The organism is Flavobacterium anhuiense, assembly GCF_001705175.1.
Lineage (GTDB): Bacteria > Bacteroidota > Bacteroidia > Flavobacteriales > Flavobacteriaceae > Flavobacterium > Flavobacterium anhuiense.
In genome coordinates this window covers 3,113,128-3,128,215 of record NZ_CP016907.1, presented here as the reverse complement: position 1 = coordinate 3,128,215, position 15,088 = coordinate 3,113,128, and the positions used below count along the sequence as shown (strand labels likewise).

The 15,088-nt window shown below is 34.4% G+C and carries 10 protein-coding genes; 1 reads left to right on the top strand and 9 read right to left on the bottom strand.

The genetic code is table 11. From position 1 onward, the window contains the following. Nucleotides 1-18 precede the first annotated feature (18 nt). Both BB050_RS13715 and BB050_RS13710 read right to left on the bottom strand, forming a co-directional pair. Entirely contained in the window at nucleotides 19-285 is a 267-nt protein-coding gene (locus BB050_RS13715; protein ID WP_066033925.1) for a hypothetical protein, read from the bottom strand. Between the two features lie 128 nt (nucleotides 286-413). Next, nucleotides 414-860 carry a hypothetical protein gene (locus tag BB050_RS13710; RefSeq protein WP_066033924.1) on the bottom strand — a complete coding sequence of 149 codons (447 nt, stop codon included), beginning with the start codon at nucleotides 858-860 and terminating at the stop codon, nucleotides 414-416. Nucleotides 861-1,115: 255 nt separating this feature from the next. Here BB050_RS13710 and BB050_RS21880 point away from each other — a divergent pair, with 255 nt between their 5' ends. Further along, nucleotides 1,116-1,274: a hypothetical protein gene (locus BB050_RS21880; RefSeq protein WP_160782162.1), complete on the top strand. Its 159-nt coding sequence runs from the start codon at nucleotides 1,116-1,118 to the stop codon at nucleotides 1,272-1,274. A gap of 78 nt (nucleotides 1,275-1,352) precedes the next feature. Here the strand turns inward: BB050_RS21880 and BB050_RS13705 are convergent, their stop codons facing one another. The 7 genes from BB050_RS13705 to BB050_RS13675 all read right to left on the bottom strand — a co-directional run bounded on the left by BB050_RS13705 (nucleotide 1,353) and on the right by BB050_RS13675 (nucleotide 14,832). Beyond that, nucleotides 1,353-3,215 (bottom strand): TonB-dependent receptor plug domain-containing protein, encoded by a 1,863-nt coding sequence (locus BB050_RS13705; RefSeq protein ID WP_066033923.1) that lies wholly within the window; start codon nucleotides 3,213-3,215, stop codon nucleotides 1,353-1,355. A gap of 349 nt (nucleotides 3,216-3,564) precedes the next feature. Next, nucleotides 3,565-4,869, bottom strand: coding sequence for a serine hydrolase domain-containing protein (locus BB050_RS13700; RefSeq protein ID WP_066033922.1), 1,305 nt, complete (start codon nucleotides 4,867-4,869; stop codon nucleotides 3,565-3,567). Nucleotides 4,870-4,873: 4 nt separating this feature from the next. After that, the gene (locus tag BB050_RS13695; RefSeq protein WP_066033921.1) at nucleotides 4,874-7,375 is read right to left on the bottom strand and encodes a beta-N-acetylhexosaminidase; all 2,502 of its coding nucleotides are present in this window, start codon (nucleotides 7,373-7,375) and stop codon (nucleotides 4,874-4,876) included. 15 nt (nucleotides 7,376-7,390) lie between these two features. Continuing rightward, nucleotides 7,391-8,872: a glycoside hydrolase family 10-like protein gene (locus BB050_RS13690; RefSeq protein WP_066033920.1), complete on the bottom strand. Its 1,482-nt coding sequence runs from the start codon at nucleotides 8,870-8,872 to the stop codon at nucleotides 7,391-7,393. Between the two features lie 153 nt (nucleotides 8,873-9,025). After that, a complete protein-coding gene (locus BB050_RS13685; RefSeq protein WP_066033919.1) occupies nucleotides 9,026-10,861 on the bottom strand; it encodes an outer membrane protein assembly factor BamB family protein in 1,836 nt (611 codons plus the stop codon). A gap of 172 nt (nucleotides 10,862-11,033) precedes the next feature. Beyond that, nucleotides 11,034-11,861 carry an alpha/beta hydrolase gene (locus BB050_RS13680; RefSeq protein ID WP_066033918.1) on the bottom strand — a complete coding sequence of 276 codons (828 nt, stop codon included), beginning with the start codon at nucleotides 11,859-11,861 and terminating at the stop codon, nucleotides 11,034-11,036. A 55-nt stretch (nucleotides 11,862-11,916) separates the two neighbouring features. Continuing rightward, entirely contained in the window at nucleotides 11,917-14,832 is a 2,916-nt protein-coding gene (locus BB050_RS13675) for an FAD-binding and (Fe-S)-binding domain-containing protein (protein WP_066033917.1), read from the bottom strand. Nucleotides 14,833-15,088: the final 256 nt, after the last annotated feature.

The window sequence follows — 15,088 nt, the reverse complement described above, 5'->3', positions numbered from 1 at the left end:
AACCACTCTTTTTATTCTTTAATCTGTTTTTGTTTCTTCATTTCGAAAAGTTCGAATGTTCATGATGGAATTATCTTTATGTCTGAGCTCTTCGTAATCAGCATCATCTCCCCAATCTCCTGTATTTGGTTTTTGAATTGGGCTATTGGCTTCATTTAATTCCTCATCCTTATTCTCGTCATTCGGAAAATACATGTGATACCCCAAAATAGGATCCCAATTTGCTTCTTGAGTACGATCAATGCCATCTTGGAATAAATCGTTGTTTTCATTTCTTGCATCCATTTTCTACTGTTTTTATACGATCAGAAATTGAAAGTATGATTATTACCTCGTTTCATAAACAGTAAAATTCAATAAATTAAGCGAAGTACTTGTTATATCATTTTAGAGAAAATTTATAAGATTCTATTTTATAGTGTTTTTATTTTGTTTCGCCATTTTGATTTGTATTGTTCGGCAGAATGTTTCAGTGACCAGTATTCTATTATGGTCTGTATAGTTTCTTTAAATTTTTCATCGCTGTAAGGCGTAATAAAATAACTCTTTGCAGGTATTGCATAAGTATCTATGACAAAAGAACTGGTAAACAAAATAGAATAAAAAAGGCAAGGACATTTCATCTTCCTTAATATTGTTTTTTTATAACTGGATTGTCTGTCATCTTCATTGAATTGCAATACATTGGAAAATAACAAAAAAGGTATATTTTTTTGAGCAGCCATATACAACATAGCCTCAGCAAAGGTGTTGAAACAAAGTAGAGTATTCCTGAGTTCCAAATCTGAAATAATTTCCTGAAACAAAAGACGATTTTCTTTGTTTTCTTCTATTACAATTATACTTCCTTTTATATTCATGATTATAATCTTTTGGGTTAGACATTCAGAATATTCTTATTTTCAAAGTTCATATTTTAAAAATCTTTCATTTATATAATTATTAGTGTGTTTTTACATAATTCCCACACTAAACCCTTCAAACAATTGATTTTTAAAACATTATCTGCTAAATAAAAAAGTGGGAATAATGAAAGATTTGCCTAAAATTATATAAGTAGAGAACGGGATGCCATTATATTTTGCGCAAAAATTTAATCCTTAAACCCCAACAACATGAACAACTTATATTTTAAAATTATCGCAATCGTCATTTTGATAAGTTTTAATTACAGCTGCGACGCACTTTGCAATGACGAAGATTCTCCTAGCGCTAAAAAAGAAGCGGCAGTACTTAAAAAAGCAGATAGCTTAAATGTTTCTATAACTGACTAATAGTAAAATCAAACGGCCTGTAAATCAATATTTACAGGCCGTTTTTTAACAATCTAAAATCTGAAAAAAAAAGTCTTTTTAAAAAGTTACCAGTTTTACTCCCAAAGTAAACCAGCGTGATGGCAATGGCACCGCTCCTACTTCATAATAAGTGGCATTAAAAATATTCTGGCCATCTAGGAAAATAGTGAATTTATTAATCGCCTGACTTACTCTAAAATCATTTACCCAGTAAGATGGTCCTGTAATTCTTTCGTTGAAACGAGTTGCAAACATTACAGACAGGTTTTTAAACTGATAATCTATTGTATTGGTAATTTGATGTTTTAATGAAGAAATTGCATATTTTGAATACGTTTCTGTACGTGTCGTCTTAAATTCAGAATCTAAATAAGTATAGGCTAACAAAATGCTTAATCTAGAATCTTTAGAGAAATCAAATCTGTAATTTCCGCGTAAATTAATTCCGTTTGTGTTCAAATCTCCTTTGTTCTGGCTCTGCCAAGGCACATTTGTAGCATTACGCATCCAGTCGATATAATTGTCTATTTTTCTGTAGAAATAATTAGCGTTCAAACTCAAAGCTCTTTTATTGTATTTAAATCCAATTTCGCTCTGAAAAGCATTTTCTGAATCTAAATCTGGATTCCCGATATTTCCGGTCTGCTTCAGATACAAATCGGTAAACGACGGAATTCTTTGGCTTGTTCCTACATTTCCAATGATTTTAAATGCGTCGGTAATAGCATAACTAGCATCGATTCCTGGATAGATTTGCCATTTATAATCTGAATTGTAGTTTAAATACGTTCCGATATTGACATCCAGTTTTTCAGTAAAGCTTCTTCTGTATTCTGCATAAAGCCCAACATTTTCGCGATCGTGGTCTCCAATGTTTGAAGAATGAATATTTTCATTTCTGAATTCAGCTCCAAAACCAATTTCTCCTTTTGATAATTTAACCGTAGAATTCAATTCTCCCGCAATAGAATTAGTATAATGCTGACTTCTTCCCACAGCCAGATTTGAATTTCCTAAGTAACGGTAATCATCATAATTGTATCGGTACGTAACTCTCGGCATGATTTTCCAGCTATCTGTAATTTGATGATTGGACTGAATGTTGGCAAACGTAGTCTGAACAATCTCAGTAGAATTTTTATCTCCTGGCGCAGCGTAAAATCCGTTTGCTCCAAATCCGTTTTTGATGTAGCCTGCAGAACCTAAAATTTCGTTCTTATCATTTATCTGCACATTTCCTTGGTAGAAAATTTTATTGTTTTCGAATGCTGTATTATAACGGTAACCATTACTTTTATCGTGCGAAGCAAAAAGCAAATGCTGTTGTTTTTCTTTGCCTAAAACAGCTCCTGCTTGAACGCCTGTTCCGTAAAATGTATCGCCAGTGTCCTGAGTATCTTTTTCGAAGTTAGAACCTGCATAAGTGCTTACTAAAAATCCAGAATCAGTTGGCTTTTTGGTAATGATATTAATCGCTCCAGTTAAACTGTTGATCCCATAAATCCTTGCTGCTGGTCCGCGAACTACTTCAATTCTTTCAATTGCTTCAACCGGAAGAGGTAGATTCAGCATATTATGAGCCGTTTGCGAGTCGATTACTTTTGCTCCGTTTAACAGAACAACAGTCTGCTCAAAACTTCCGCCGTCAACACTGATGTCTGCTTGAGTTCCAAAAGGTCCTCTTTGTCTAATATCGACTCCGTTGGCATATTGCAATACTTCTTGCAATGTTCTTCCTGGCAGTTTTTTTATGGTTTCGCTCGAAATAACGTAAACATTTCTGTTTTGCTTAGAAATAGGCGTATTAAAACGGCCTTCATTAATAATAACTTCATCCATTTGGTTGATGGAATCTTGCTTTGTCTGTGCGTAAAAATTGGTACAAATTACTGTAAAGACAGCAAAATAGATTTTTTTCATTTTGGTTTATTATTTTTTGGGCAAAAGTAGTTTCTTACCGTACCAATAAAGTATACCAGTTTTATAATTATAACTAGTCCGGATGAATTTCTATTCTATTTTCCTAAAATTCAAATAAACCTGAAAGATATTACTTATAAATCAAATGTTTAACTCTCCATCTTTTTCCCAACTGTTCCTTATTTCTTCTTCCGAAATTCCTACCTCAATCTGATTATGATTAGTTTTTCATGTCGTTGTATTTTTAGCCACGAATTCACGAATTATTTTTTTATATCTGTGTATTAAAAAAACATACTGAATTACACTAATCTAATATTGAAAATTCATGAATTCGTGGCTAAAAAAATCATCTATTAATTTGCCTCCAGATTTTAGCACTAAAATCGTCTTTATACATTAATCTGTTTGTCCTCGTTGGATTTACACGATTCGTCAGAATGATTAAAAATCGATTTCTATTTCTGTTCATGAAGAAAAAAGTTCCTGTAAAACCTGTATGTCCAAAATCGTCTTTGGTAAAAAACTCATCCGGTTTTCTTTTGTCAAAACCTAAACCTCTATAAATTCCTTCTTTTGCAAGCGGAGAATCTGCAAACTCTTTTACAACATTTGCTTTTAGAATCTGTTTTCCATTATAAGTTCCGTTGTTCAGTAACATTTTACAGATTACTGCAATCGATTCTGCATTGGCAAACAAACCTGCATTCCCAGAAACGCCTCCAAAAATCGCCGCTGCTTCATCGTGCACATAACCTTTAATCGTATCTTTTCTAAAAAAATGATCTACTTCAGTTGGCATTACATTATCTATCGAAGTCCATTTTAACGGATTATAGCCAATTTTTGAAATGCCTAATTCCGTATAAATTTCATTGGTAAACTGATCGAGTTTCTTTCCTGTTTTGGTTTCAATCATTTGTTTCACCAAAAGCAAGTTTAAATCGCTGTACAAATATTTCCCTCTCGGATTTGTATTTGCTTTCGCAATCCTTTCGTAAACTGATGGATAAAATTCTGGATTCAGCCACATATTTTTATAAATCTGAACCCAATTTTGTTTCGGTTCAAAAACCAAATACTTTGAGTCGTAAACAATGTTTTTGTTCACATACATATTATCAAACTGCTCAACATATTGCTCCGATTTTTGATTGCTCAACAAAGGCGAATTATCTGGCGTAGAAAGCAATGCCTGATAAAAAGTGATACTTGGCGTTAATCCAGAAGTATGCGTTAAAAGTTCAAAAAGTGTTAAATCTGCAATGGCTGTATTTTTATACATTGGAACAATTTGGCCAATTTGATCTGTAAGTTTTAGTTTATGGTCTCCAACCAAACGCATCGAAACAAGCGTCGCTCCAAGAACTTTAGACATCGAAGCCAAATCGAAAACATCGTCAGATTTCACCAAGTGCTTTTTCGTACAATCATGATATCCATAATTTTTTGAAATCAGAACTTCATCTTTAGTTCCAACAATAATTTGCGCTCCTGGAAAAAAGCCTTTTTCGAGCGCATTTGTCATCATTGAGTCGATATAAACTTCATTTCGCTTTAAATCGAACGACTGCTTTGCATTTTTCTGGGAATGACTTTTTGTTCCCACAAAAATCAAGGAAATCATTATAATTTTAACACCAATATTTTTCATAGTACTACGGATTAATTTTTAAGTCCTGCGCTGCCATCAGAGGCTCGTTATTGGTTCCCTTAATTTGTATTCTAACTGCTTTTACAGACTGTTTTGGATAAATTGACGCATTACCGTAATCAAAATTATCGCCTTTTATGAAATCCGTTCCGTTGTATGAAAACTCAACGTAACCGTCATTTATTATAAATCTCGGATGATGTGGAATTCCAGTTAAAACATCTATTTTAGAAGATGTTACAGGAGTTGTAAAGGTATACAAAATCCAATCGCCATCTTTGCACGCAACATCGGTACGCAAGTACGATTCTTCATTGTAATCTTGTAGATTCGAAATTGGAAACTTCGGATTTTCTGCCATCGAAGAAGTCACTTTAACTTCTGGTTCTTGATATGGCGAACAATTGAATTTTACGTTTGCCGCTGACTTTTTCTCTTCTTTATTTTCAACAGTAAAATCTAATCGATACGTATTTTTTTCGTTATAATTTCCAATTACAAATCTCAAACGAGGTTTTGCTTTTAACGCTTTTTCGTCTGCATAAGTCTGAATCAATTTATCATTTTCAAAAAGCGAAACACTTTTGATTGTTCCGTTTGCTCCATCATCTGTTGGATTAAAATTCAGATACCAGATTCCTTTTTTATCAACATGCTCTGAGATATTTTCTGAAATCGTTAAAACTTCTACTTTCGATGTATTCCAATTGGCAACAGGCAATTTTTCAGCTTTTACAGCTGGACTTGCCGAAGTCTCATTAAAGAAAACTCTAAACCTATATTGCTCATAATTTTCTGTCTGAATTGGTTCGGTATACAAAGGCGACTGTCTCGTAGGCTCGTTTCCGTCTTTGTCAAAGCGAACAACCGCACCTTCATAAGGCGGCGTTACTGTGATTGTTCCATTTTTATAAATCGCTGTTGGAGGAAAATCTCTAAAAGCAATTCCCATATCAGTCAATCTTTTCAAATGGCTATTGGTTAATCTTCCATAAAAATCATCCCAGTTTTTATCTTCTTTTTTAGACCAGCCAATTTCAGCCAAAGCGCTTATTCTTGGATAACTCTGGTATTCCATGATTCTTGCAGGGCGATCCAAATATTCACTCCATAAAGCACCTTGAACTCCAACTATATTTTTTTGTTCTTCAGGAGTTAAATCGGTATCTGGAATTGGTTCAAACGAATACGCTCTTTTTGTATCCGTAATTGCCGCCCAACGATGACCACGTTCTGTTTCAGATTGTGCCATGTCAAAATACAAAAATTGTCCTGGTATCATGATGGTCTTATATCCTTTTTTTGCCGATTCAATTCCGTAACTAATGCCTTGCCAAGCAGAAATCAGTGTGTTTGGATCAATTTCTCCTCCTTTTAGGATTTCATTCCAGCCATCTGTTTTTTTATGGTATTTATCAACGATTTTTTGAACCCTTCTAAAGAAATAATTCTGAAGCTGAAAACTATCAGTAAAACCTTCTTTTGCCATCAAAGCTTTGCATTTTGGGCATTGTTCCCAATTGGCACGATTGACTTCATCTCCTGCAACATGAATATATTCAAAGGGAAACAATCCAGATGCTTCTCTAATGATTGAATCTAAAAGGTCATAGTTTTCCTCGCGACCAACACACCAAACATTTTTTACTTCTCCTTGAACACTTTTAAGTTCCTGACTTATTTCACATCCAATTTCTGGATATGACGCTGTAACTGCTCTCGAATGTCCTGGAATTTCGATTTCTGGCATTACCGAAATACCGCGATTTGCCGCATAAGCTACGACTTCTTTAATGTCTTCTTGCGTATAAAAACCTCCATAACGTTTGTCTCCAGAACCGTAAGATGGCAATAAGACTTCGCCAGGACCTCTCCAAGCACCTTTTAAAGTCAAATCTGGCATCGATTTGATTTCGATTCTCCAGCCATTATCATCTGTTAAATGCCAATGAAAAACATTCATTTTATGTGCCGCGAGCCAATCGATATAATTTTTTACGGTTTGTTTGTCAAAAAATTGTCTTGAACAATCGAGCATCATGCCTCGCCAGTCAAAACGTGGATAATCTTCTATTTTTACAAACGGAAGAGTTCCTTTTTTAACTTCTTTTGCAGAGCAAATTTGCAGGAAAGTCTGGAATCCGTTTAAAACTCCTTTATCCGTTTTTCCTTTTATGAAAATGCCACTTTGGTTTATTTCCAATTGATACCCTTCATTTGGAAGATCCAATTTCTTATCTACTAGAAATGAAATGTTATTTTTTCCGTGTTTTTTTCCAATGGAAACAATCGGATTAATTCCAGTACTTTTTGAAACACCTGCTGCAATATAATCGGCGCTATTTTTTACTTTCTTATCTACGACAATTTTTAAAGAAGAAGGCAAAACAAATTTTCCTGTGCTTTGTTGAACGGATACAGGTTTTGGAATTATATCCAGTTTTTGGGCTTGTATAATACTAAACGAACTTAGAAATATGGCTAATAGAAGAATGTTTTTTCTCATTTCTTTTTATATATTTTATTTTGTTGAAAATTCAATGGGACTACTTTCTGTCTGGGTCTGACTTAACGCAGTGAGCGCGTAAACATAGTTTTCCAAATTGGCATTTGGTACTTCTAGTTTTAGAGCTGTTGTCACATAATAAATATTCTCAGGATTCGAGAAATCTGTAATTTTCCCTTTTGGAAATCTATAAATCACATATTTCTTGTCATTAAATGCAGCTTTCCAAGTTAAAATTGCATTATTGCCTTTTTTGGCAATTACAGCATTTGTTGGCGGTTCTGGTTTTAATCTTGTAATTCTGTTTGCTTCTGGAGTTAAAGCGATATACTTGTATTCTTTTTCAACGAGAGGTTTTCTAAGCGTATCTCCTTTTTTCAGAAAAGTAGATGCTGTAAAATGCATCGAACCATCAATTAAAGGCATTTTACGAATCATTTCAATCTGCTTCACAATTTGATCCGAGCTTCTCCATTCTGGTTCTTTCGCAGTATTTGAAATTTTATAATCGCCATGCCCCACGTAAACATTTGCACCATATTTATGTTCAGCCCACCATTTTGCGAGAACCTCAAAGTTTGCTCTGTCAAAACCAATGTGCCAATAGATTTGAGGCGTTACATAATCAATCCAGTTTTCTTTTTGCCATTTTAAAATATTAGCATACAAATCATCATAATTGGTAGCACCTGCTCTGGTATTAGAACCTTGAGAATCTTTGGCAATATTTCGCCATACTCCAAAAGGCGAAATTCCGAATTCAACTTCTGGTTTATTGGCTATTATAGTATCTCTTATTTGTTTGATAATCAAATCAACATTGTCTCTTCTCCAATCCTCTTTATCTTTAAACTGACGTGGTTCTTTAGCGAAAGCTTTTTCATCAGGAAACTCTTGACCTTCAATTTTATACGGATAAAAATAATCATCCATGTGAACGGCCTGAATATCATATTTACGAACAATTTCGCCCACTACAGAAGCAACAAAATTTCTTGTTTCCTGCAATCCCGGATTAAAATATCTGGTTTTTCCGTACGTCAGAAAAAGGTCTGGTCTTTTAAAGTACAAGTGATTTTTTGAAAGCACATCTCTTACTGCATCTTTCTGAACACGATACGGATTCAGCCAAACATGCACATTCATGCCGCGTTTTCCTGCTTCATCAATCATCATCTGTAGCGGATCAAAACCTGGAGCAACACCTTGAGTTCCTGTTATCCAATGCGATGCTGGTTCTTTTGTCGATTTGTAATACGCATCGGCAGTTGGACGAATTTGAAAAATGACAGTATTCAAATTATAAGAACGTAAATTATCCAAAATGGTAATCATTTCGTTCTTCATTTCTTTGTCTGACAAACCAGGTTTAGAAGGCCAGTCGATATTTTCTACAGTAGAAATCCAAGCAGCGCGCATTTCTCTTTTGGGAGACTGCTGACTGAAAATTTGGGAATGAATCAGCAATATTAGGATTAGTAATTTTAGACTTTTCATAAGGTTGTATTTTTTGGTTGATCATCCTAACAGGTTTAAAAACATGTTAGGTTTCTAATTGATATTTATACAAAATTAGAATTAGAATTTGAGCTCCATTCTTATATAATACCTAACAGGTTTTGAAAACCTGTTAGGATAAATGTCTCAATATTATTCCAATAAATAAATTCCGCCTTCTATAAGTGATGCCCAGACTTGTCCTTTATCATCAATTGTAAAACCATTTACGCTTGAACTTCCTAGGTTAATTTGCTTTATAATCTCAAATTTAGAAGCATCTACAATCAAAACTTCTCCTTTTCTGCTTCCTACGTATATTTTGTTTTTGTTTTCTAATATTGCTGCTGGATTGTGTTCGTATCCAAGTTTTAAATCTAGCACTTTGCTTTGGTTCACCAGATTTTCTTCTGTAAGTTCAAGATCATCGTTAAGAGGCAATCTTAAAAGTAAGCCGTCCATTGTTTTACCATAAAACCATTTCCCGTCTTGGCTTTTTCCCATCGATTCTCTAATTTTCCATTTCTGAGTTCTTAAAAGTGTTTTTCCTGTTTCAATATCCAAAATGGTCAAAAAACGTTGTGGAGTAACAAAATAAAGTCGGTTTTTTGTCGAAACCATATTTACATTTCCAGCCGAATATAAAATTTGTTTATCATTACCATTGTTCCATTTCCAGATCAATTTTCCTGTGTTTTTATCCAGACAATACACATACGAATCCCAAACTCCAAAAATTATTTTATCGCCTTGAATTAACGGTTTTCCTTGCGAATATGACGCTGGCAAATTATTCTGCCATATTACTTTTCCAGTCACAGCATCTGCACAAATAAATGCTGTAGAACTCGCCGTATAAATTTTATTGTTTTCTGAAATTGGCGAGCCTACCAAAACGCCGCCAACAGGGATTGTCCATTTTTGTTTGCCAGATTGTGTGTCAAATCCTACTAGGTTTCCTTCTATTGTACCGATAACTAAATTATTTTTTACGATGATTGGCGAAAAATAAATTGAATTTCCTGTCTCAGTTTTCCAATTTAAAGATTTGTTTTTAAGGTTTATAGATTTTATTTCGCCTATAGAATTCGTAAAATAAATACTCTTTTTGTCAAATGCCGGAAGGCTGTAAATTGAGGCAATATCTTTTATATAAGAAGATTGCATTGCCAAACTATCTTTAGGAATTACAATTTTGGAAGGTTTTGACGGAACCGAAAATTTAAAAACTCCAAGTTTGTCTATTTCTTTTTGATAGATACTGATACTGTCTTTGCTGATAATTACTTGATTATAACTTTTTGTTTTTCCATCCAGAGAAGTTATTGATGTTCCCATTATACCGCTCAAACCAGAGAAATCATATTTTCGTAAGGTGTGTCCATGACCGCAAAAGGTAGCAACGGTTGGATATTTTTCTAAAACCGAAAGGACTTCTTTGTAATTGCTCACGCTGTTATCTAACGGATAATGAGCAAAATTCAGCACTTTTTTATTATTATTTTTAAGATGGTCTTTTAGAGTCTTATCAAGCCAAAGCACATCTTCGTGTTTTACAAAACCATCCCCCATTTTCATGTAAGGTCCACAAGGAAAACCGATGAAAAGATAATCACCTTTTGAAAACACAAAACGGTCCTCGCCAAATATTTTTTTATAAGTCAAGCCGGCGCTTTCGCTCCAGTTGGTTTCATGATTTCCTGAAATGACGTAATACGGAATTTTCAATTTAGATAGAATTGAATGAACTTGTTTTAACTCGTCATCGGCACCTCTATTGGTCAAATCGCCAGTTACAACCGCAAATTCAAAATCGGAATTATTGATCTCTTTTACAATATCCTGCAATAAAAAATCATTTTCATTTCCTACCGAAACGTGTAAATCTGTGAGCTGCACAAATTTGATTTGTTCTGATTTTTCTATATTTTGAGCAAAACTCGTTGTGATTACAAAAATTAAGAGTATTCTGGAAAATAGATTTTTCATTGGTAATTTTATTTAATTAAACTATAATTTATTTAGAATCTAATGGCGTTTATGGTATCTTAGTTACAATTCTTTGGCAAAAAAATACCTAACAGGTTAAAAAAACCTGTTAGGATAACCAACCAAAATTTATGTATTCCGGTATGTGTGGAACCCGAAATACACTTTAGGATTACTTTGTTTTTAGATTTTCATAAAAGAAATCATGAAAAAACAAAAGCTGATATTTTAAAGAATTCTCCCAGTATTTCAGATTATGTTCTCCTGGACGTTCTATATAATCATGATTTATTTTTTGAGCCAGCATTTTTGCATGAAGCTCTCTATTAACGGTCATGAAAAAATCATCAACTCCACAGTCAATAATTAGTTTTAGTTTGTTGTCTTTCACCAAATCGAGCATATTGGTAACCGTATTTTTATCCCAGTTTTCAGGATGTTCCGTAATGGTTCCCAACCTTTTTTTAATGTCCCAATTTTCAGGAAACGGACGAAAATCTACTCCACCACTCATACTTCCTGCCGCTCCAAATACATCCTGATGCTTAAATGACAAGTATAAAGCGCCGTGACCGCCCATGCTCAAACCCGAAATCGCTCTAGCTTTACGATCTGCAATTGTTCTGTACTGTTTATCAATAAATGGAACCAATTCTTTTACAACATAAGTTTCATATTTAAAACTCGGATCAATCGGACTATCAAAATACCAGCTTGAATAATTCCCGTCTACTCCAACCACTATAAAACCATATTGATCCACTTGTTTTCCTAATTCCTTAAAATCTTTTGCCCATGAAGCATAATTTCCGCTATAACCATGAAGCAAATAAACTACTGGAAATGCTTTCTTACTCTTTTTATAATGGTCCGGAACTACTACGCAAGTTTTAATATTCTTCTGCATCGAAGCACTAAAAACCTGCAATGTATCAACCTTTGCTGCTCTGGCTGTAAAAATTAAAAGCAGTAATACGATTGAGTAAATTATTTTTTTCATAATTGATGTTTTTATAAAATAATATTTTTGAAAAGTACTGGTAAAATACGAAAACTTATTTCAAACAACCTTTCAAAATGGTTACGGGATGCATCGCTTTTCTACTCGTCCCATCAAAAATCTGATGACGACAGCTGGTTCCCGCAGCTGCAATTTCGGTTGATGGTTCTGTTGCCCTAATTTTTGGAAACAAGGTATCTTCTCCCATCTTCATACTGATTTCATAATGCTCTTTTTCGTAACCAAATGAACCCGCCATTCCGCAACAGCCCGAATTGTAAATGGTTACGGTATTATTCTTTGGAACATTCAGCATCGCAAAAGAAGCTTCAACAGAGCTTAATGATTTTTGATGGCAATGCCCATGAATCTTTATATTTTTCTCTCTTTCAGAAAATTGTCCCGCATGAATTTTTCCCTTGGCAATTTCTTTTTTGAAAAATTCTTCAACCGTTAAAGTGTTTTGGGCTAATTTCTCAGCGCTTTCCTTATCCGAAGCCAATCGGATGTATTCGTCTCTGAAAGTCAATATTGCCGAAGGTTCGATTCCGATTAAAGGCGTATTTTCAGAAATTATATTTTTGAATGTATTGACATTTTTATTGGCTATTTCTTGCGCTTCTTCCAAAAAACCTTTAGAAATAAAAGCTCTGCCGCTTTCTTCGTGATCAACTACAATTACGTTATAACCTAATTTAGTCAGCAATTCGAAAGCATCAATTCCGACTGAGACATCATAATAATTGGTAAATTCATCACAGAAAAGATAAACGCTGCCGTTTTCAAAAGAATTATTTTCATAAAGCTTTTTGTTCTTTTGATACCACTTTCTAAGTGTCTTTGAAGCCAATAATGGCACTTGTCTTTCAGGTGCAATTCCCATACGTTTTTTAACGAACGAAAGATTGGAAGCCCAATTGGTCATAGATGGGGCAATACTTCCCAATTCATTCAATTTAGAATTGAACGCAAATATTTTATTTCGGAAAGAAAATCCGTTTGCTTTTTGATATTGATATAAAAATTCTGCTTTTAAAGTTGCTACATCAACATTGCTTGGGCATTCGCTCGCGCAGGCTTTACAGCTCACACACAACTCAAAAACCTTATATAATTCTTCGTGATCGAATTTGTTTTCTTTTTCTGAATTCGTTAGATATTCTCTTAAAGCGTTGGCACGTGCACGAGTTGTATCTTTTTCGTTTCTTGTCGCGCGATAACTTGGACATAAAGTTCCTCCGGCAGAAGGCATTTTTCTGCAATCGCCCGAACCATTGCATTTTTCTGCAGCACGCAAAACGCCTAAACTATCAGAGAAATCTTGAATGGTTTTTATCTCAGGTTCTACCCTTCCCGCCTCGAAACGAAGGTTTTCATCCATTTTAGACGCATTTACGATTTTCCCAACATTCAAAATAGTATCGGGATCAAATGCTTTTTTGATTCGTTTCAGCAGTTCGTAGTTTTTATCGCCAATCATAAACGGCAGGAACTCCCCTCGCAAAATTCCGTCACCATGTTCACCGCTCAATGAACCTCTATATTTTTTAACCAGATGCGCAACTTCAGTAGATAAATTTCTAAATTGGTGCAATCCATCTTTTGTCTTCAAATTTATCTTCGGACGCAAATGCAGCTCTCCCGCTCCGGCATGCGCGTAGTAAATGGCACTTTGTCCGTGTCTTTCCATCATGGCGGCAAAATCGGCAATATAATTTGGAAGATCACTCAATTCAACCGCTGTATCTTCAATAGAATCGGCTGCTTTGTCGTCTCCAACAATGCTTCCTAAAAGCCCAAGACCTGCCTTTCTCACCTCGTTTACTTTATCAATATCTGCTCCATAGATTTTTGGCAAAGCGTATCCGAAGCCATTAATTTGAAGATCATTAATCAAAGCATCTGCTTGCAATTCGGCATCTTCCATACTAATGTGAGATCCAACTTCGAGCATAATAACTGCTTTTGGCTCACCCACAATAAAAAATCGGTTTTTAGCCTGTTCCCTATTGGTTTTGGTGCAGTCCAAAATCGTATCATCCATCATTTCGCAAGTGTACAAATGATGTTTCATTGCAGTCACTACAGCTTCTAAACTTTCTTGAATGGTATGAAAATGCGCCACAACCATAATATTGTTGGTTGGCGGTAAATCATCCACTTTTAAGGTAATTTCTGTTGTAAAAGCCAACGTTCCCTCACTTCCGCAAAGCAGTTTTCCTAAATTGATGGTATCTTCTGTTCCTGAAAAAAGTTTCGATTTCAGTAAAACATCAATTGCATAACCTGTATTTCGTCTGTGAATTTCTGGTTTTGGAAATTCTTTTAAGATTTCTTCCTGATTTTCCTTGTTCGAAAGTTCTTCGTAAATCGTTCTATAAATTTTACTTTCTAAAGAATCTCCTTTAGTTTTCTCAATAAATTCTTCAGAAGTTAAATCCCTAAATACTGCTGTAGAGCCATCACTTAAAACGGCTTTTATTTCTACTATTTTATCTCTTGTAACACCGTATCGGATTGAAGTCGTTCCAGATGAATTGTTTCCGACCATTCCCCCAATCATACATCTATTGGTTGTTGATGTTGTTGGAGCAAAAAACAGTCCGTGTGGTTTTAGATATAAATTCAGTTCATCGCGAATTACTCCCGGCTGAACAGTTATGGTCTTCTTTTCAGAATCAAAAGAAACAATTTTAGTAAAGTGTTTTGAGACATCTACAATGATTCCGTTTCCAACAGTTTGGCCTGCTAAAGATGTTCCTGCCGTTCTTGGCGTTATCGAAATCTTATTTTTTGAGGCAAAACGAATAATGTTAATAATATCATTTTCTGATTTCGGAATGGCCACTGCAAGCGGCATAATTCTGTAAGCAGAGGCGTCTGTGGCGTATATTTTTTTATGAAGATCATCATAAAAAAGGTTTCCTTCTAAGGAAGCTTCTAATTCTTGTAATTGGAGAGAATCGGACATTTAATTGGTTCTGTTGCTTTTTGGTTCTTTAATACATGTTTTATTTCTGCATTTGGCTAAAAGCTATTCGCAAAAACAATACATTCTAAATTTTATTAGAATTCAATATTTATTAAAGTTCCTATTTGGAAACTTGAACTTCATTAAATGCATTAGAAAAAATGGCAAGTAAACGAAGAGTGATTTTTATAAATATATCTGACTAATAAAATTAGTTTTAACAAATATAGATACAAAAAGCATACAAATACATTAT